The following is an 18,279-nucleotide window of genomic DNA, read 5'->3' on the forward strand; positions in this document are numbered from 1 at the left end:
CGTCGGTCACGCGCTGCTGGGCGTTGAACACGTTGTCGACCGAGAGCGAGAGGCGTGACCCTTTGAGGAAGGGCACCTTCTCGACCAGCTTTTCCTTGCGCCCAAGATCAGCGAAGAGGCGCAGGTTGAACGTCGCGATCGGATCAAAGCGCAGCGTGGTCGAGCCCGGAAGTCCGCTGGCATCGATGCGCGAGCCGCCCGTGTAGTTTCCACTGAACCGCAAGCCGAACCCGCGGTAGAACCCGCCGCCTTCCATCTCGAGCGAATGGCGCGCCACGCTCCCGCTGATGGCCTCACCATCCAGAAGGTTGAGCACGGTGCCACCGGGTGCGATCTGCACGGATTGCTGGAAACGCACGGTATGGAACACGGAGAGGTTCCACCGCCCCGGCCGTCGGAGTTGAACCCGCCGCGTCCGCCGCCGCCGCCCATGCGCGGGCCTGCGCCGGGAGGAGGACCGCCCGCCGGAGGACCACCAGCTCCGGCGCGAGGACCGCCGCCTCCGCCACCACCGCGCGCGGCACCGAAGGGGCCACGCTGCATGTTGGGGTCAGGCTTGCCGAAATTGCCGGAGAGATTGATGCCGTAGCGCAGGCGCGAGCCCTTCTCTTCGGCGAAGGTAACCGGGCTCTGGTCAACCGACACGATCCGCCCCGAGGCATCGCGAATGACGCGCCCCGGAAACGCCGCTTCGACTTCGGATGTCAGCAGCGGGAAACTGTTGGTGGTATTGGTCGAGCGGTTGCGGAAGTATTCAGCGACGAAAGTCGAATCCTTCAGGAACGGCAGCGTCCAGTTGAGACCGAACTTCCAGTCGCGCTGGCGTTCCTTCACGAGGTTGGGATTGCCGCCCGAGATCACCCGCGCCAGCACCGTCTCGCCGCGCGAAAAGTCATAGATCGAGACGTTCTCGGTCAGGATCGACGGACCGCCCAGTTCGGTCAGTGTCGGCGCCTTGTCCGCGGCAACATAGCTCGCCTGCAGGGTCAGCTTTTCGGTGGGGCTGTAGGTCAGCCCGCCGCCCCAATTATAAAGCGTGCCGAAGTCCGAAAGGCGGTGCACTTCGGCATTGGCGTTGAGCGAGAGGTCGCCCACGCCGGCACCGAAGCCTTCCCTGCGGCTGGTAATCGGCAGATCGATGCTGAAGCCCGCTTGCGCATCGCCACGCTTGAGATTGAGCTGCCCCGTGCTGGTGCGGGTATCGCTGCTTTCGATGCCAGAATAATCGAACCCGGCCTTGACGGTCAGCGCCACTTCACCGCCCGGCAAGCGCAGCGGACGGCCTGACAGCGTAGCGAGACTGGTAAGCGAGTCCGTCTTTGACAGCGCACGGTCAGCCGCACCGGGAATGATCGCTGCCGACGGCAAGGCGCCCGAAGCGGCCAGCGCGCCCGAAGTGACCAGCGCTTGCAGGCCTGAGAGGTCTGCCCGGCGGTCGATCGTGCTTTTCGTCTCGACGTGCCCGCCATCTGCGGTAACGGCCAGGTTCCAGTTCCCCAGCGGCTTGTTCAGCGCCGCGCTCGCCTGCAGCGTCGTGGTGCGACGCCGCGTCGTCAGCGGCTGCGGATCGAGTGTGAAGCGCGAGAAGCTGCCGCTCGCATCTGTCAGCGTCACCCCATTGAGGCCGTTGAGCGAGCGCGAGTCGTCACGCTGGGCGAGCAGGTTGACGCTGAGCCCCGCCCCGCCGCCAAGCGCGCGGGCCAGCGTCGCGTTCAATTGCGCAGACTTCGAATCCGCAATCAGCGTCCGGTATGCGGCAGGATCCGGGTCCCCCGCGACGCGCGTCGCCGAAGTGCCGGGCTGGACGATCCCGCGCTCCGCCTCGGTCAGCGGGCTTGCATCCTCGAGCTTCCCCGTGACATTGATGCGGTTGCCGCCGGTAATCTGCGTCAAAGTGAATTCCTGCTCCCACTCGGTAAAGCCTCCGCCACTCGGCAGGCGCAGCTCGCTGTCGCTGCCGAAGCTGCTGAAGTTGTCCTTGAGGATGAAGTTCACCACGCGCTGGTCGGGCCGGTAGCCATACTTGAGCGCGACTTCCTCGGGCAGCACCTCCACTCGGCGGATGGCTTCGGGCGGCAGGCCGCGCATCTCGCGAAAGCCCGAAATGCGCATGCCGTTCAGCAGCACCACCGGCATCCCGCCGCCCCGGCCACGCCCTGATGATGTCTGCGGCGAAAGCGCGGCAAGGAGTTCTTGCAGCGAGCCGGCCCCGTAGGAAGCGATCGCGTTTTCGTCGAGCACTGCAATCGGCGGCTGGGCGGTATCGACCTGGCCCTTGATGCGGGTGGCGACGACGAGAATCTGGTCGTCCTCGGCTGTAATCGGGTTGCCTTCAAGATCCTGCAGCGCGTCCTGCACAGGATCGTCGGTTCCGGCGATCACGTCCTGCGCCACGGCGGGATTGGCCACCAGGAGGCAACAGGCAATGGCAGCCAGCGAGGGCGCGGCGGAAAATCTCACGTCTGGAAATCCTTGAACTCAGAGGTTGCCGGGCAAGCGTCGGCTCTTCAACGTCACACCTGCCGAGACGGTCCCGCAGTGGCTATGCGCATTTGGTATCAGTTTGTCGCACTGCAGCATGCATGGTTACATCGGCAGCGAAACCTGAACCAAAGCTGGTCACTGCCCGCGCGCCTCTTCCCTTTTTCGCCCGGCAAGGCTATGGGCCGCCCAATTCCTCTGCGCGTGGATCATTTTCGATGACCTGCGCGTTCCTTTTGCATACCTCTATACAAAGGCATCCGAGCCCGCCGATGGCGAAAGAAGAACTCCTCGAAATGCGCGGACAGGTGGTGGAACTCCTGCCCAACGCAATGTTCCGCGTCCGCCTCGAAAACGACCACGAAATCCTCGGCCACACCGCCGGCAAGATGCGCAAGAACCGCATCCGCGTGCTGGTGGGCGACGAAGTGCTGGTCGAACTCACCCCTTACGACCTCACCAAGGGTCGCATTACCTACCGCTTCATGCCCGGTCGCGGCGGTCCCGGCGGCTTTTGATGACGGGCGAGCTTTCGCCCGCGTCATCACCTCACCAACTGGTTCTGGCATCGGCCAGCCCGCGCCGGCTTGAACTGCTGCGGCGCATCGGCGTCACGCCCTCGCGCGTCCTCGCCACCGACATCGACGAGACGCCGCAGAAGGGTGAGCGTCCCCGCGCCCATGCGTCGCGCCTTGCTGCAGAAAAGGCTCGCGCTGCTGCCGTTCTTGCGCCCGGCAGCGTGATCCTCGCGGGCGATACTGTCGTTGGTGCGGGAGCACGCATCCTGCCCAAGGCGGAAGACGAGGCCACGGCACGCCACTGCCTGGCCCTGCTGTCAGGCCGCCGTCACCGCGTATTTTCCGCCATTGCGCTGGTCACCCCGGACGGCAAACTGCGCGAGGCCCTGTCCGAGACCATCGTTCGGTTCAAGCGCCTCTCCGATGAGGAAGTGGAAAGCTACATCGCCGGTGGCGAATGGCACGGCAAGGCCGGAGGCTACGCCATACAGGGCAGCGCCGAAGGCTTTTGCGACTGGCTGTCGGGCAGTCATTCCGGCGTGATCGGCCTTCCCCTTTTCGAAACCCGCAGGCTTCTGCGGGCCGCAGGCATCGATGTCCGCTGATTGGCTCCATGAAGCAGGGATCGGCGAAGAACGCGCGATCCTGGTCTCGGGCGGCCGCATTCTTTCTGCCCGAGTCTGCTGGGGAGAGAAGGTGCGCCCCGGTCTGGTCGCGCAGGCCCGCCTCGTCACCCGCCACGCCGGCAGCAGGCGCGGGGTCGTGCGCTTCGATGATGGCGCGGAAGCGCTGGTCGACCAACTCCCCCGCGAGGCTACCGAAGGCGTGAGCCTGACCGTGCGCGTAACCCGCGCCGCCATCGCCGAACGCGGCCGGACCAAACTCCCTGTCGTCCGCCCCGCCCCCGGCGAGGATCCTCGCCCAGCACCAAGCTTGCGCGAAGAACTCGAAGCGACCGGCGCTTCGGTCAAATCGGTCGCCATCACGGGCCGTGCCTTTGCCGACAATGGCTGGGACGAACTCGCTGAACAGGCCGTCACGGGCGAGATCGCATTCGCGGGCGGCTCGATCATCGTCAGCCCGACCCCGGCAATGACACTTATCGATATCGATGGCACGCTTCCGCCGCTGAAGCTCGCGCTGTCCGCGGTCGATGTCATAGCCGATGCGCTGCACCGGCTTGATATCGGCGGATCGGTCGGCATCGATTTCCCGACGCTGCACGAAAAGAAGGACCGCCAACACGTCGACAAGGCGCTCGGCGATGCGCTGATCGACTGGCAGGGCGAGCGCACCGCGATGAACGGCTTCGGTTTCGTGCATCTGGTGTCGCGGCTTGAACGCGCCTCGCTCGTGGCGCGATACACGCGCTTTCCGGTCGCTGCCGCTGCCCGTGCACTTCTGCGCAACGCCGAGCGCGTCAGCGAGCCCGGCGCACTGTTGCTGACCGCCCATCCGCGCGTGCTTGCCGCGATTCTCCTCGCATGGGAGACGGAACTGGCCAGTCGGACCGGCCGCACGATCCGCCGCAAGGAAGACCCGGCCCTTGCCCTTTCCGGCGGATTTGCCCAAGGCGTGCCGCTATGAATACGCCTGCCGCCCGGCCCACCCAGAAGCGCTGTCCGATCTGTGGCAAGCCCCGCAGCGAAGCCCATAGTCCGTTCTGCTCCACGCGCTGCAAGGACCGCGATCTGGTGCAGTGGCTGGATGGCGGATACGCTATCCCGGGCCGACCGGCCGACGAGGATCCGGAAGACTAGCCCACTCCAAAATTTTCGCGCGATGGGGCTTGCCAAGCCCGCGCCGCTTCGCCATAGGCGCGCTTCCCATCGCCTGCAGGTCCTTCCGAAGGACGCGGCAAAGGACGATGCCCGGGTAGCTCAGTTGGTAGAGCAGCGGATTGAAAATCCGCGTGTCGGCGGTTCGAATCCGTCCCCGGGCACCATTTTCACTGGTCTCCACATCATCACTTGATCGCCCTTGCGATCTGCTTGACTGTTCCCGCCTGACGTCTGCTTGTTGACAGGCGGGGGAGGAAGCGATGCGGGTCTGCGTGGCCGGGGGACGGGGACGATCGGGCGCGCGGTGGTTCGCGAAATGGTTAAGCGCGGGCATGTGGTCACTTGCCTGTCGCGGCGGCCGGACGATGGTCTGGCGGCAATTGCGCAAGTCGCTCTCGCCGACCTTGCCGATACGAAAGCGTTGGGGCGAATTTTCGCCGAGGGCCGGTTTGATGCGGTCATCTCGTGTGTGGCTTCGCGCACTGGGGTGCCCGACGATGCCTGGGCGATCGACCACCGGTCCAACCTCAATCTGCTCGGCGCCGCCCGGGAAGCAGGCATCGGGCAATTCGTGCTGCTTTCCGCGATCTGCGTGCAAAGGCCGCTGCTGGCGTTCCAGCATGCCAAGCTGGCGTTCGAAGCTGCGCTTGCATCATCCGGTCTGCGCTATTCGATCGTCCGCCCGACCGCGTTCTTCAAATCACTGTCCGGACAGATCGAGAGGGTCAGGGCCGGCAAGCCGTTCCTCGTCTTCGGGAATGGCGAATTGACTGCGTGCAAGCCGATCAGCGATGGCGATCTTGCCGCCTACATTGCCGACTGCCTCGATCATGAGGACCGCTGGAACCGCGTGCTGCCGATCGGCGGCCCCGGCCCTGCTCTCACCCCGCGCGCGCAGGGGAAGCATTGTTCGCAATGCTGGGTCAGGAGCCCCGCTTCCGGTCGGTGCCGCTGGGGTTTCTGGGCGCGATTGCCGGGATGCTCGGGCTGGCTGGCAAGGTGATCCCGGGCCTAGCCGCCAAAGCGGAACTGGCCCGGATCGGGCGATACTATGCCAGCGAATCGATGCTTGTGCTCGATCCGGCAACTGGCCGATACGATGCCGAGGCGACACCTTCGACCGGCAGCGATACCCTGTTTGACCATTACCGCGCCGTGCTGGACGGCCGCGCCAGCGTCGATCGCGGCGATCACGCGGTCTTTTGAGTTTCCGCTGGAAACGATCATATTTGATTGCTATTGATCGTTTATTGAAAATTCTGCGGGAGAGCGCAGTGCCGTCAGGCGCAACCATCGTCATCGATCTCGGCAAGACGCTGAGCAAGGTCAGCCTGTGGGACGCAGGCGGGACGATGCTCGACCGTCAGGTGCGCCCCAACGTGCCGCTGGAAGTCGACGGTATCCGCCGCCTCGATGCCCCCGCAACGGGCAAGTGGCTGATCGAGACGCTGGCCAGCTATGCCCATGCGCCGGTGGAGACGATCGTGCCGGTCGGCCACGGCGCAGGCGTGGTGGCGCTGGTCGACGAGGCAATGGCATTCCCGCCGTTCGATTACGAGCAGCCGATCCCGGCGACAATGCTGGCCGAGTACCGCGCGCAGCGCGACCCCTTTGCCGTGACTGGCTCCCCCGCCCTGCCCGACGGGCTCAATTTCGGCAGCCAGCTGTGGTGGATGGAGCGTCTTGCCCCTGAAGCCATGGCCCGCGCCACGCTCCTGCCTTGGGCACAATACTGGGCCTGGTTCCTCACCGGCAATGCTGCCAGCGAGGTGACCAGCCTTGGTTGCCATTCGGACTTGTGGTGCCCGCAGGAGGCCGATTTCTCGCCCATGGCAAAGCGCCTCGGCTGGGCAGAGCGATTCGCGCCGCTGGTCCGCGCCGGGGATACCGTTGGCAACTTGCGCCCGGAGATCGCCGCGCAGACCGGCCTTTCTCAGAACGTGCGCGTGCTGGCAGGCCTGCACGATTCCAACGCCGCCCTGCTCGCCGCCCGGGGCTTTGCCGAGATTGCCGACAACGAGGCGACCGTCCTGTCCACCGGCACCTGGTTCATCGGCATGCGGCTTCCGGCAACACCCGTGAACACCGCCGACCTTCCCGAAGCGCGCGACTGCCTCGTCAATGTCGACGTCCATGGCCGCGCAGTGCCCTCGGCCCGTTTCATGGGCGGGCGCGAGATCGAGACGCTGATCGAGATCGACACCCGCCGTGTCGATATCAAGCCCGACCAGCCCGCGTTGCTTGCCGCCGTGCCAGAGGTGTTGCGCGCACCGCGAATGGTCCTGCCAACACTGATGCGCGGCTTCGGACCCTATCCTCGAGGCACGTTCGACTGGGTCAACCGCCCCGAAGACTGGTACGAGCGCCGCGCGGCGGCCTGCCTCTATGCCGCGCTGGTCACGGACACCGCGCTGGACCTGATCGGATCCACGGAACGACTTCTGGTCGAAGGGCGCTTTGCCGAGGCCGAAGTCTTTGTCCGCGCGCTTGCAGCCCTTCGCCCCGACACCGCCGTCTATACCGCCAACGCGCACAACGACGTGTCGTTCGGCGCGCTCCGCCTGATCGATCCTTCGCTCAAGCCCCGCGGCGAACTCGTTCGTGTCGAACCGCTGGACGGTGACCTCGACACCTATCGCAACCGCTGGCACGCCGAAATCGACGCCGTTTCGAAGAGAACCGCCGCATGATCGCCGCCTCCATACCGGACTTCCGCGAACTGGCGCGCCGCCGCCTGCCGCACTTCCTGTTCGAATACATCGACGGCGGGTCCTATAGCGAGACGACGCTCAGGCGGAATGTCGAGGACTTGCGCGACATTGCCCTGCGCCAGCGCGTGCTGCGTGACGTTTCGGGGCTGGACCTCTCGACCGAACTGTTTGGCCAGAAGCTCAAGCTGCCCGTCGCCCTCGCCCCGATCGGCCTTGCCGGGATGAACGCGCGGCGCGGCGAATGCCAGGCCGTGCGCGCGGCTGAGACGGCGGGAGTTCCCTTCACGCTCTCGACCGTCTCTGCCTGCTCGCTCTCAGAAGTCGCCAAGGCCGCGAGCAAGCCGTTCTGGTTCCAGCTCTACATGACCCGCGACCGCGGTTTCATGCGCGAATTGCTGCAGGAAGCGGTCGAGCTGAACTGCTCGACGCTGGTGTTCACCGTCGACATGCCGGTGCCGGGCAGCCGCTACCGCGATTACCACTCAGGGCTGGCCGGAGCCTCGGGCATGAAAGGCGCGCTCCGCCGCACGCTGCAAGGCGCGATGAAGCCGTCATGGGCGTGGGACGTCGGCGTGATGGGCCGCCCGCACGGTCTTGGCAACGTGATCCGCAAGCTTCAGGGCAAGACCGGGATCGAGGACTTCTTCGCCTGGATGCGCGAGAACTTCGATAGCTCGATCTCGTGGAAGGACCTCGATTTCATCCGCTCCGAATGGAACGGACCGCTGGTCATCAAGGGCCTGCTCGATGCCGAGGACGCGGTGGAAGCGGCCAACCTTGGCGCGGACGGCATCGTCGTCTCCAACCACGGCGGCCGCCAGCTCGATGGCGTACCCTCCACCGCCCGCGCCCTGCCCGCCATTGCCGAGGCCGTGGGTGACCGGATCACCGTGCTGGCCGATGGCGGCGTGCGCTCGGGCCTCGATGTGGTGCGCCTGCTAGCGCTCGGCGCCAAGGGCGTTCTGCTCGGCCGGGCCTGGGTCTTTGCGCTGGCGGCGCAGGGGCAGCAGGGCGTCGAACACATGCTCCGCCTGATCGAGGCCGAAATGCGCGTCGCCATGACGCTGACCGGGGTGAAAAACATCAGCGAGATCGACCGCTCGATACTCGTAAAACCATAACGAAAAGGGACAGGAACCGATGGGCGCGAACCCGCTTCTGGGTGTAATCTTTCACTGGATCGGAGGCTTCTCTTCGGCCAGCTTCTATGTGCCGTACAAGCGCATCAGGCTGTGGTCATGGGAAGTGTTCTGGTTGGCCGGTGGCCTGTTCTCTTGGGCCATCGCGCCGTGGCTGTTCGCCTCGATCCAGACGAACGACCTCATCGGCGTGCTCTCCGCCACGCCGCGCGAAACGCTGCTGTGGTGCTGGTTCTGGGGGGCGATGTGGGGTTTCGGCGGGCTGACCTTCGGCCTGACCATGCGCTACCTCGGCCTCTCGCTCGGCATGGCCGTGGCGCTTGGGCTCACGACCGTGATCGGCACGATGGGACCGCCGATCTTTGACGGCACCCTTGGCGCAATCGCAGCCACCACCAGCGGCAAGCTCACCCTGCTCGGCATCGTGATCACGCTGGCGGGCATTATCGTCGTTGCCCGCGCGGGCAACGCAAAGGAAGCCGATCTTGGCGGCGCGGCATCGGAAGGCGTGGCCGAGTTCAACTTGCGCAAAGGGCTGTTGATTGCGACCTTCTCGGGCGTGATGTCCGGCTGCTTTGCCTGGGGTCTTGCCGCCGGACAGCCGATCCGCGACCTCACGCTGGCAGCCGGGACCGACCCGCTGCGCCAGGGCCTTCCCGTGCTGTGCGTCGTCCTTGCCGGCGGCCTCACCACGAATGCCCTGTGGTGCGCGTATCTGATCGCCAGAAACAAGAGCTTCGGCCAGTTCTTCGGCGCGCCCTCGGCTGAAGCGCAACCCGGCGAGCGCCCCAACCTGCTCGCCAACTGGCTGCTCGCGGCGCTCGGCGGCACGCTGTGGTACGGCCAGTTCTTCTTCTACACCATGGGCGAGAGCCAGATGGGCGAATATGGCTTCTCCTCGTGGACCCTGCACATGGCCTCGATCATCCTGTTTTCCACGCTCTGGGGGTTCGCGCTCAAGGAATGGAAGGGCGCCTCCCCGCGCACCCGCGCGCTGGTGTGGACCGGCATCGGCCTGCTGGTCGGCTCGACCATCGTGATCGGCGCTGGCAACATGCTGCAGGCGAGTGCATAAGCGCAGGCCAAGGGGACGGTAGGCGCATGCACGCGGCAGAACGGGAAAGACGCATCTTCGAGGCGCTGCGGCCGACGGGCTTTGTCAGCTACCGCGATCTCGAGGTCCTGCTCGATGCCTCGCCCGCCACGATCCGGCGTGACCTGACACGGCTGGAAGAGACTGGGCAGATCATCCGAGTCCACGGTGGCGCCAAGCTGCCAGAGGGCGACGATGCGAGCGGCCCGCGCCTGCTCGGCACCTCGTTCGACCAGAACATCACCCAGAACCTGGGGCCAAAGCAGGCCATCGGCAAGGCAGCGGCGGCGCTGTGCCAGCCGGGCGAAGGGGTTATGATCGATGGTGGCACCACCACGCTGCAGATGTGCCCGCATCTCGACGGTCTCGGGCTTCAGGTGCTGACCAACTCGCTGCACATCGTCAACGCCCTGCTCCCGCAGCAGGGCACGCGCATCCTGCTGCCTTCGGGCGCCGTCTTTCGTGAACAGAACATCATCCTCGCCCCTGCCGGCGAAGAATCGATGCCCCGCTTCCACGCCCCGCGCCTGTTCATGGGCGCCGCCGCCATCGGGCCGCAAGGCGCGATGCAGGCCGATCCTGTGCTGGTCGCCGCCGAACGCCGCTTGATCGACCGGGCCGAGGAGGTGATCCTGCTCGTCGACAGCAGCAAGTTCCGCAGCCAGTCCGGCACCATCGTTTGCGGGCTGGGCGAGATCGACACGGTAATCACCGACAGCGGCATCGCGCCCGCAGCAGCCGCAGCCCTGCGGGACGCGGGCGTGAAGCTGGTCGTCGTCTGACCCTAGGGTCAGGACCCATTACTCACGCGCGAGCCCCGCTCGTCCTGAGCCTGTCGAAGGACGCAAGCACCACGCCAGATGCTTCGACAAGCTCAGCATGAGCGGACTTGGGAAATTCGGTGAACAGGCAGCAAGGTTACTTCGCCTGTTTTCGCATCTCCAGATAGGCCGCTTCACGCTCTTCCGGCGCAAGGGTGAGAAGGTATCGGCTGGCTTCCCTGAACGTCAGGAACGGCTTTTCATCAACGACGATCGGCACCGTACGGCCATTGTAGATCCGCCGCAGCAATCGGCGTTGCGGTCTGGTCAGCGATGCTTCGGCTTCTCCGGATTCCGTTTCGAGTTCCGCTTCAAGGCCCGTTTCAATGTCCATTTCAGGGCCTATAGGGCAGAGCAGCGGCGCCCGCCAATTCAATCGGGCAAAGGAGAAAGAATGAGCGGAGCATTCACGCAGACCGAGCTGGGCGAGCATTTTGCCCACTGCATCCAGGTGCTCGGCGGGACGACAACGGCCAGCCGGCGACTGGGCATTGATGAACGCGCGATTCGGCGCTTCGTCAACGGTGAGAAGCCCGTTTCTCCGCGCCTGATGCAGGATACCGCGTCGGCCCTGCGCGCGCTGATCGAAGAAGCTTCCGCTGCCGAAGCGCGCATCACCGCTGCACTCGGCACTTGAATCTCAGCGCAGGTAGCGCCTGACCAGCCGCTCGGCCGCCGCGCTGACGTCGGCCCAGGCCTGCTCGAAATCTTCCTCGTCGCCATAGTAGGGATCGATCACCGCGGTGCCCTTGCGACCCGGCACGAGGTCCATCAAAAGCGCGACTTCGGCGATGTGGCGCGATGGCTCGATCCGGCGCAGGTCCTTCAAATTCTGCTGGTCGAGCGCGAAGATGTGTCCGAAGCGTGTGAAGTCTTCCGTGGTGACCTGCCGGGCGCGATAGCTCGAGATATCGAGACCGTGCCGGCGCGCGGTTTCCTGCGCACGCGGATCGGGCGGGCGACCGACATGCCAGTCCCCGATGCCGGCAGAATCGATGGTCATCGCCACGCCTGCCGCCACGGATTGCGCGCGCAGGGCCGCCTCGGCGAGAGGCGAGCGGCAGATGTTTCCAAGGCAGACGAACAAAATCGAAGGTTGGCTCACGGGATCACGATACTCCGCTGGCTGGGTCGCCCCAGGCCAATCAGAAACGGATCCTCTCCCTGCCGCGCAGTGAACATGCTTCGGGACGCAATGTCCATCCATTTTCGAGCAATCAGCACCTGCCCGATCGCCCCGCCGAGCGTCTCGCCGGGTCCGAGCAGCACCACACGGTCAGGCGCGAATTCGCGGATGCCCACGGTCATCGCGGCGGTAAAGTCATAGGGCTGCAGGATCTGGTGGCCGAAGGTATAGTCCCACAGCTCATCACGGTTGCTCTCGAACCGCCGCCACACCTTGCCGCGCCCATCGATCAGCGGAACCTGCGGCTGGCCGAACCAGTCTACCGGGAACTGCGCCCGCGCCGAAGCGCTGCTCGGCTGCATCAGTGGGGTATGGAACGGCCCATGCCCGGCAAGCCGCATTGGCGGGCGCGATAGCGTCGGCAAGTCCTTCTCGAACGCATCGAGCGCCGCCACCGGCCCCGCAACAACCAGCATCCCGCCCAGCCGGATCGAGGGCAGCACCCCGTTGCGCGCCATCGCCGCTTCCACCTCGGCCAGCAGCGCGGGATCGACCGTCCAGTCCTCCCCGGCCAGTACCAGCACCGCCTGCCCGCCCGGCTCATGGCGCTGCGAATTGATCCCCATGCCATCGGCAATGGCAAAGCCATGGCTTGGCGAGACCGCCCCGGCGCAGGCGAGCGCGGTGTACCAACCCATCGAATTGCCGGTGACCGCGACGATCTCGAACCGCTCCCGATCAATCCTGAGGAAATCGAGGTAAGCGCAGGCATGGATCAAGGGCGCGGCATTGTCGCCGCGCAGGTGCGCTGCGGTAAACTTCGCCGCCCCATCCAGCGCCGACAAGGTCTCCTTCCCCGCCTCGGCCCGCATGGCATCGAACCGCGCCAGCCATTCGGATTCGGCGTGCTGCTGCCGCAGATACCCCAGTTCCGGCGCGTTGTATGTCCCGCGTCCCGGGCAGACGACAAGGACCGTCTCCTTAGCCACGCACCATCTCCAGCACCTTGGCCACGATCCCGTCGCGGCTCGGCAGCGTGTGCGTCGCAGCCCGAGCCAGCGGAATGAAGCTGTCCGTCGCCGCCATGCGCGCAATCGCCTTGCCCGGCGCACGTTCGGCCAGCAGCGCCATCAGCGCCTCGTTCTGCCCACCGGTAATGCGGCACTCGTCCACCACCAGAACCCGCGAGCACGGCGCGACCGCTTCGATCACCGCATCGTCATTCACCGGCCCCAGCCAGCGCAAGTCGATGACCCGCACCGCAACGCCCTGCTCGGCCAGCAGCTTCTGCGCCTGCAGCGAAAGGTAGAACCCGTTGCCATACGTCACGATCGCAAGGTCGCTGCCTTCGCCCGCAACGCCGATCTCGCCAAACGCAATCTCGCCCTCACCGGGCGGCTGGTAAAGGCTGGCCCACAGCCCATCGCCTGGCTCATGCAAGTCGCGCGTCATGTAGAGCGCAATCGGCTCGACAAACACGACCACGCGGCTCTCCTCATGCGCCAGCCGCACGCATTCGCGCAGCATTGCCACGGCATCGCGGCCAGAGGACGGCACCGCCAGGACAACGCCCGGAATGTCGCGGAAGACGGCCAGCGAATTGTCGTTATGGAAGTGCCCGCCGAACCCCTTCTGGTAGGGCAACCCGGCGATGCGAACGACCATCGGGTTGGTATACTGCCCGTTCGAAAAGAACGACAGCGTCGCCGCCTCGCCCCGGATCTGGTCCTCGGCATTGTGGACATAGGCGAGGAACTGGATCTCCGGCATCGGCAGCAAGCCGTTGTGCGCCGCCCCGATCGCCAGGCCCAGGATCGCCTGCTCGTCCAGCAGGGTATTGATCACCCGCGCCGACCCGAACCGCGCATGCAGCTTCTGCGTCGCGGCATAGACCCCGCCCTTGGGCCCCACGTCCTCGCCGCAGACGATGGCGTTGGGATACTGCAGCAGCAGGTCAGCCATCGCCCAGCTGATCAGCTTGGCCATGTGCTGTGGCTTGTCCATCGCCGCGGCATCATCGGCAAACAGGGTGGCACGGTCTTGCGCCGAGGCCACAGGGCGCCCCACGCCCTCGCGCCTCGGCGGCACGATGCTCGCCATCACCGCCTTGGCATCGGGCAGCTTGGGCCGCCGGATCGCGAGTTCCACCTGCCGTTCGAGCGTCGCCTCGATCTCGTCGTAGACGCCGCGCACTTCGGCCGCCGACATCACCCCTTCCTCGATCAGCAGCGCAGCGCTCGCCAGCAGCGGGTCCCGTTCCTCCTCGGCGCGCACTTCCTCCTTGGTGCGATAGGCCAGCTGCACGTCGTTCCCGGCATGGCCATAGAGCCGCACCGTCTTCATGTGCAGGAACACGGGCTTCCGCTGCCGCCGCGCCATCGCTTCCGCTTCCCGCGCCGCCCGCATCGTGTCGACAAGATCGGAGCCATCGCAGGCGATGTAGTGCAATCCCGCGCGCCCAGAGAAATTCGCCTCGATCCACCCCGGCGGCGTGCGCGTGGAAATGCCGATGCCGTTGTCCTCGCACAGGAAAACTATCGGCATCGGTGTGCCCTGAAACGCCGCCCAGCAAGCCGTGTTGATCGCGCCCAGCGCCGTCGAATGGTTGGCGCTGGCATCGCCAAAGCTGCACAGCACCACGCCGTCCTTGGCCAGCACCGTCTCGCTCCAGCCCATACGCCGCGCGATGCCGATGGAGAACGCCGCCCCCACCGCCTTGGGCAGATGACTGGCGATGGTCGAAGTCTGTGGCGGGATGAACAGCCGCTTCGATCCCAGCACCTTGTGCCGCCCGCCCGAAATCGGGTCCTCGGCGCTCGCAGCAAAGCTCAGCAGCATGTCCCACGCCGGGTTCTCACCGGGCACGCGGTGCGCGCGGTGGATCTGGAATGCGGCATCGCGATAGTGCAGGAACGCCATGTCATCCACGCGCAGCACTTCGGCCAGCACCGCGTTGCCCTCATGGCCCGAGGAGCCGATCGTATAGAACCCCTCGCCCCGCGCCTGCAGCTTGCGGCTCATCCGGTCCAACTGGCGAGACAGCGCCTGCGACCGGAACAGCGCCGCCGCACGCTCCGGCGCCAGCCCCACATCCTTCAGCGCAAGGTTCGAGCGCCTGCGCGCCGTGCCGTTTTCCAGCGCATCAAGGAACTGCCGGTGAACCTGCTCGGCGGCATCAAGCGACATTGCGGATGGTTTCCCTCGTAACGAAACCCGGTCATAGCCGGAGCGTGTGCCGGATGGGAACCCCGTCTTATTCTGTTTCACGCAGAGACGCGGAGAAGAAAGGGAGACGCGGAGAAAAGAACAAGGATTTTTCTCACGCGAAGCCGCTTCAGTCACCGATCTTTGGTTTCAGTTGAGGAGCAAGGCCTGCGGCGCTCACGACATCTTCGCGTCTTTGCGCCTTTGCGTGAGTCAAATCTGCAAAACTCCGCGCCTCCCTTCTCCTCCGCGTCTCTGCGTGAACCAATCTACCTCAAATCCACGACCTCCACCCGCGGCAAGGCCACCGCCCCCGGCTGCTCGCCCCAATGCCGCGCATTGAGCACGCCCCATCGGCGCGCAGTTCAGCCACCAAGGCCGTATCCACCTCGGCAAAAACCCACTGCGGCGCGCCTTCAACCCCGATCGCCAAGACGCCATCCTCCGGCATCCCCCGATCCGGAGGCCCATAGACCGCAGCCGCGCCCCGGTTCACATCCACCGCCGGAGACCACGCCGCCTCGCCCACCGTCGGCGATTGCACCACAAAGCACTGCCCCTCCAGCGCGCGGCCTTGCGCCCCGATCCGCACGCGCCAGTAACCGTGCAGGCTGTCCGTGCAGGAAGGCACCAGCAGCACCTCGGCCCCTGCCTCAACGCAGGCCCGCGCCAGCAGGGGAAACTCGCTGTCATAGCAGATCGAAACGGCCAGGCTTCCTAGAGCCGTATCGAACACCCGCAGCGCGGCTCCGGGCGCAATGTCCCACTGCTCCCGCTCGAACCGCGTCATCACCAGCTTGTCCTGAACCGAGGCCTTGCCATTGGGCGCAAACAGCCGCGCCGCATTGCGAAAGCGCCCGTCCGCATCCTTGCGCGGCGCTGATGCAGCCAGAACATGCATCCCCGTCCGCGCCGCCAGCTCACCATGAAGCGCATCGACGCGCGGCAGCAGCGCCGAAACCGTCTCGATCGACCCCGCCAGATCGCCCATCGTCGCAGGATCAAGGCTCGCCAGTTCCATCGCCCCATATTCGGGAAACACGGCCAACGAAGCCCCCGCCGCTGCCGCCTCTTCCACCCACCGCGTCAGCTTGGCCTCATACGCCTCCCAGCCCTCCAGCCGGTCAATCGGATACTGCGCGGCAGCAACAACAAACCGCATCATTCCCCCCTCCCGCAGGCGGGAGGGGCGCTTCTTCCTTCCCCCCTCCCGCAGGCGGGAGGGTTTGGGGGTGGGCATTCGCCTAAAGGCGAACCAGAGCCCCTCACCACGTCCGCATCCAGTACTGCATCACGTTCACCTTCTCGGCCTCGTCGCCATGCTCCTTCCACGCAAGCTCGGTGGTCAGGTCCGGAACCACGGCATAGCCGCGCCGCGCCCAGAAGGCATCGAGGGGCGAATAGTCTTGCGGCTTGGCCGGATGGTCGTCAGCCCGCACCACTGCCGCAAAGCACGCCGCATTGGCACCGCAGCGCACCGCCTGTGCCTCGCGGTGGTCGAAGAAGGCGTGGCCAATTCCGTGCCCGCGATAGTCCGGCAGCAGCACGCTCTCGCCGAAATAAAATAGCCGCGAAGTGTCAATGCCGCGCGCCTCGAACGGCGCCCGAAACTCCGCCTTCTGGTGCATCATCGGAGCGGCCGTCGCCGCGCCGACAATCCGCGCCCCGTCGAGCGCCGCCACCAGCACGGCATCTGGCGCCGCCGCATATTCGGCCAGATATTCCGCCTCATACGTCGCATCGCCATCATAAAGGTAAGGATAGGCCGCAAAGACGGTGATCCGCAGCTGCGCCAGATCATCAAGCGCCGCCGCAATCTCCGCTCCGGTCAGAGGGCGGACCGCGATGCTCAACTTCCCACCACCTGCTTCGTCCAGTCGGCAAGGTTGTAGTACATCGTCAGCCGAGTGATCTTCCCGCCTTCGATCGCCAGAAATGCCCCCGCCGGCAGCACGTAAGTCTGCCCGTTTGCCTCTGGCAGGCCCTCGTCGGTCGCGAGGTATTGCCCATGCACCACGAACTCCGCCGCGGCCCGCGTGCCGTCCTCGCTGGCCATCAGCACGATGTCTTCCAGACGCTCCTTGTAGCACCGCTCCATATGGCCCAGGAATTGCGCAAATGCCGCCTTGCCGACAACCCGCTCCCCCTGATTGATGTCATGCGCCACATCATCACTCAGGCATTCCAGCATGCCCTCCCAGTGCCCCGCATTGAACGCGGCGTAATAGCGGGCGAGCAGGGCAATCGCGTCAGTTCGGGCAGCAGGACTGGTCATGCGTCGGTCTCCTTTGCCCGCAGCCTAGCGCCCCCCGCCGCACCATTCCAGCGCCCCGCCCTGCAAGGCTCCATTGCACAGGCGCATCCAATTGCACTTTGACGCATGTTGGCCTATGGGCGGCAAGAACGCCCCGGCGCTTGCGATGGATTCGCCTCCAACGCGATGCCGGGGTTTTGTATTCTGGCCGGGCCGCTGCCCGGCGCCGTGCAGGAAGACGTCATCATGTCCCGTCGCCGCCAGATCTACGAAGGCAAGGCCAAGATCCTTTATGAAGGCCCCGAACCGGGCACGATCATCCAGTATTTCAAGGATGATGCCACCGCCTTCAACGCGCAGAAGCGCGGCACGATCAACGGCAAGGGCGTGATCAACAACCGCATCAGCGAGTACGTGTTCACGCGCCTCGCCCACATCGGCATCCCAACCCACTTCATCCGCCGCCTCAACATGCGCGAACAGCTCGTGCGCCAGGCAGAGATCATTCCGATCGAAGTGGTCGTGCGCAACATCGCCGCAGGCTCCATCTCCAAGCGCCTTGGCATCGAAGAGGGTGAGCCGCTGCCGCACACCCTGATCGAATACTATTACAAGGACGATGCGCTGGGCGATCCGATGATCGCCGAAGAACACATCGCCTGCTTCGGCTGGGCATCGAACGAGGAAATGCAGGACATCTCCTCGATGGCCATCCGCGTGAACGATTTCCTCTGCGGCATGTTCGCGGCGATCAACATCAGCCTCGTCGATTTCAAGCTCGAATTCGGCCGCATCTGGGATGGCGATTACAGCCGCGTGATCCTCGCTGACGAAATCAGCCCCGACGGCTGCCGCCTCTGGGACATGACCACCGGCGAAAAGCTCGACAAGGACCGCTTCCGCCGCGACCTCGGCGGCGAAGAGGAAGCCTACCAGGAAGTCGCCCGCCGCCTCGGCCTGCTCGAAAACGACGGCGGCCCCAGCGAAGTCTTCGACTTGGGCGCCCACCGCAAGCTGCGCGGCAAGAAGTAACCCACAAATCCTCCCCGTTTTCCCGCAGGGCAAATGGGGAGGTGTCAGCCGCAAAGCGGCTGACGGAGGGGCAGTGCTTGCCCTAGGCCCCCTTCGGCAACGGAGGGGGTTTTTGTTTG

At 65.5% G+C, this 18,279-nt stretch carries 19 protein-coding genes and 1 tRNA gene; 13 read left to right on the forward strand and 7 right to left on the reverse strand.

Annotated features, from left to right (window positions below):
- Positions 1-6: 6 nt before the first annotated feature.
- Positions 7-2,409 carry a TonB-dependent receptor domain-containing protein gene (locus tag C7W88_RS24550; protein ID WP_370073159.1) on the reverse strand — a complete coding sequence of 801 codons (2,403 nt, stop codon included), beginning with the start codon at positions 2,407-2,409 and terminating at the stop codon, positions 7-9.
- 344 nt (positions 2,410-2,753) lie between these two features.
- Between C7W88_RS24550 and infA the strand changes: the two genes are divergently transcribed.
- The 12 genes from infA (at position 2,754) to C7W88_RS23275 (ending at position 11,181) form a co-directional block, all read left to right on the forward strand.
- Positions 2,754-2,999 (forward strand): translation initiation factor IF-1, encoded by a 246-nt coding sequence (gene infA / locus C7W88_RS00830; protein WP_039338683.1) that lies wholly within the window; start codon positions 2,754-2,756, stop codon positions 2,997-2,999.
- Positions 2,999-3,604, forward strand: a complete 606-nt coding sequence (locus tag C7W88_RS00835; RefSeq protein WP_118072151.1) for a nucleoside triphosphate pyrophosphatase — start codon at positions 2,999-3,001, stop codon at positions 3,602-3,604. The genes infA and C7W88_RS00835 overlap by 1 nt, the downstream gene beginning before the upstream one ends.
- Complete coding sequence (locus tag C7W88_RS00840) at positions 3,594-4,586, forward strand: ribonuclease E/G (RefSeq protein WP_118072152.1); 993 nt, start codon at positions 3,594-3,596, stop codon at positions 4,584-4,586. Before C7W88_RS00835 ends, C7W88_RS00840 begins: the two co-directional genes overlap by 11 nt.
- Entirely contained in the window at positions 4,583-4,759 is a 177-nt protein-coding gene (yacG, locus tag C7W88_RS00845; protein WP_118072153.1) for a DNA gyrase inhibitor YacG, read from the forward strand. Before C7W88_RS00840 ends, yacG begins: the two co-directional genes overlap by 4 nt.
- A gap of 109 nt (positions 4,760-4,868) precedes the next feature.
- Positions 4,869-4,944: transfer RNA gene (locus C7W88_RS00850), tRNA-Phe, on the forward strand.
- A gap of 152 nt (positions 4,945-5,096) precedes the next feature.
- Positions 5,097-5,783 carry an NAD(P)H-binding protein gene (locus C7W88_RS00855; RefSeq protein WP_240344748.1) on the forward strand — a complete coding sequence of 229 codons (687 nt, stop codon included), beginning with the start codon at positions 5,097-5,099 and terminating at the stop codon, positions 5,781-5,783.
- Complete coding sequence (locus C7W88_RS23270; protein WP_240344749.1) at positions 5,726-5,986, forward strand: hypothetical protein; 261 nt, start codon at positions 5,726-5,728, stop codon at positions 5,984-5,986. The genes C7W88_RS00855 and C7W88_RS23270 overlap by 58 nt, the downstream gene beginning before the upstream one ends.
- 44 nt (positions 5,987-6,030) lie before the next feature.
- Entirely contained in the window at positions 6,031-7,470 is a 1,440-nt protein-coding gene (locus C7W88_RS00860; protein ID WP_240344750.1) for an FGGY-family carbohydrate kinase, read from the forward strand.
- Positions 7,467-8,612, forward strand: a complete 1,146-nt coding sequence (gene lldD / locus C7W88_RS00865) for an FMN-dependent L-lactate dehydrogenase LldD (RefSeq protein ID WP_118072155.1) — start codon at positions 7,467-7,469, stop codon at positions 8,610-8,612. Before C7W88_RS00860 ends, lldD begins: the two co-directional genes overlap by 4 nt.
- Positions 8,613-8,631: 19 nt before the next feature.
- Positions 8,632-9,705 carry an L-rhamnose/proton symporter RhaT gene (gene rhaT, locus C7W88_RS00870; RefSeq protein ID WP_118072156.1) on the forward strand — a complete coding sequence of 358 codons (1,074 nt, stop codon included), beginning with the start codon at positions 8,632-8,634 and terminating at the stop codon, positions 9,703-9,705.
- Between the two features lie 26 nt (positions 9,706-9,731).
- Positions 9,732-10,505, forward strand: coding sequence for a DeoR/GlpR family DNA-binding transcription regulator (locus C7W88_RS00875; RefSeq protein ID WP_118072157.1), 774 nt, complete (start codon positions 9,732-9,734; stop codon positions 10,503-10,505).
- 97 nt (positions 10,506-10,602) lie between these two features.
- Positions 10,603-11,181 (forward strand): helix-turn-helix domain-containing protein, encoded by a 579-nt coding sequence (locus tag C7W88_RS23275; RefSeq protein ID WP_240344751.1) that lies wholly within the window; start codon positions 10,603-10,605, stop codon positions 11,179-11,181.
- 3 nt (positions 11,182-11,184) lie between these two features.
- On the opposite strand, the gene C7W88_RS00890 is transcribed toward C7W88_RS23275, so the two are convergent.
- From C7W88_RS00890 to C7W88_RS00915, 6 genes are all read right to left on the reverse strand, one after another.
- Entirely contained in the window at positions 11,185-11,649 is a 465-nt protein-coding gene (locus C7W88_RS00890) for a low molecular weight protein-tyrosine-phosphatase (RefSeq protein WP_118072160.1), read from the reverse strand.
- Positions 11,646-12,659 carry an ACP S-malonyltransferase gene (locus C7W88_RS00895; RefSeq protein WP_118072161.1) on the reverse strand — a complete coding sequence of 338 codons (1,014 nt, stop codon included), beginning with the start codon at positions 12,657-12,659 and terminating at the stop codon, positions 11,646-11,648. The genes C7W88_RS00890 and C7W88_RS00895 overlap by 4 nt, the downstream gene beginning before the upstream one ends.
- The gene (locus C7W88_RS00900; protein ID WP_118072162.1) at positions 12,652-14,856 is read right to left on the reverse strand and encodes an alpha-ketoacid dehydrogenase subunit alpha/beta; all 2,205 of its coding nucleotides are present in this window, start codon (positions 14,854-14,856) and stop codon (positions 12,652-12,654) included. Before C7W88_RS00900 ends, C7W88_RS00895 begins: the two co-directional genes overlap by 8 nt.
- Positions 14,857-15,148: 292 nt before the next feature.
- Positions 15,149-16,039 (reverse strand): carbon-nitrogen hydrolase family protein, encoded by an 891-nt coding sequence (locus C7W88_RS00905; RefSeq protein WP_240344752.1) that lies wholly within the window; start codon positions 16,037-16,039, stop codon positions 15,149-15,151.
- Positions 16,040-16,139: 100 nt separating this feature from the next.
- Positions 16,140-16,727 carry a GNAT family N-acetyltransferase gene (locus tag C7W88_RS00910; protein ID WP_118072163.1) on the reverse strand — a complete coding sequence of 196 codons (588 nt, stop codon included), beginning with the start codon at positions 16,725-16,727 and terminating at the stop codon, positions 16,140-16,142.
- A complete protein-coding gene (locus C7W88_RS00915) occupies positions 16,724-17,149 on the reverse strand; it encodes a ketosteroid isomerase-related protein (protein ID WP_118072164.1) in 426 nt (141 codons plus the stop codon). The genes C7W88_RS00910 and C7W88_RS00915 overlap by 4 nt, the downstream gene beginning before the upstream one ends.
- A gap of 225 nt (positions 17,150-17,374) precedes the next feature.
- Here C7W88_RS00915 and purC point away from each other — a divergent pair, with 225 nt between their 5' ends.
- Positions 17,375-18,160, forward strand: a complete 786-nt coding sequence (gene purC, locus C7W88_RS00920) for a phosphoribosylaminoimidazolesuccinocarboxamide synthase (RefSeq protein ID WP_039332937.1) — start codon at positions 17,375-17,377, stop codon at positions 18,158-18,160.
- Positions 18,161-18,279 lie beyond the last annotated feature (119 nt).

This window comes from Novosphingobium sp. THN1 (assembly GCF_003454795.1).
GTDB lineage: Bacteria > Pseudomonadota > Alphaproteobacteria > Sphingomonadales > Sphingomonadaceae > Novosphingobium.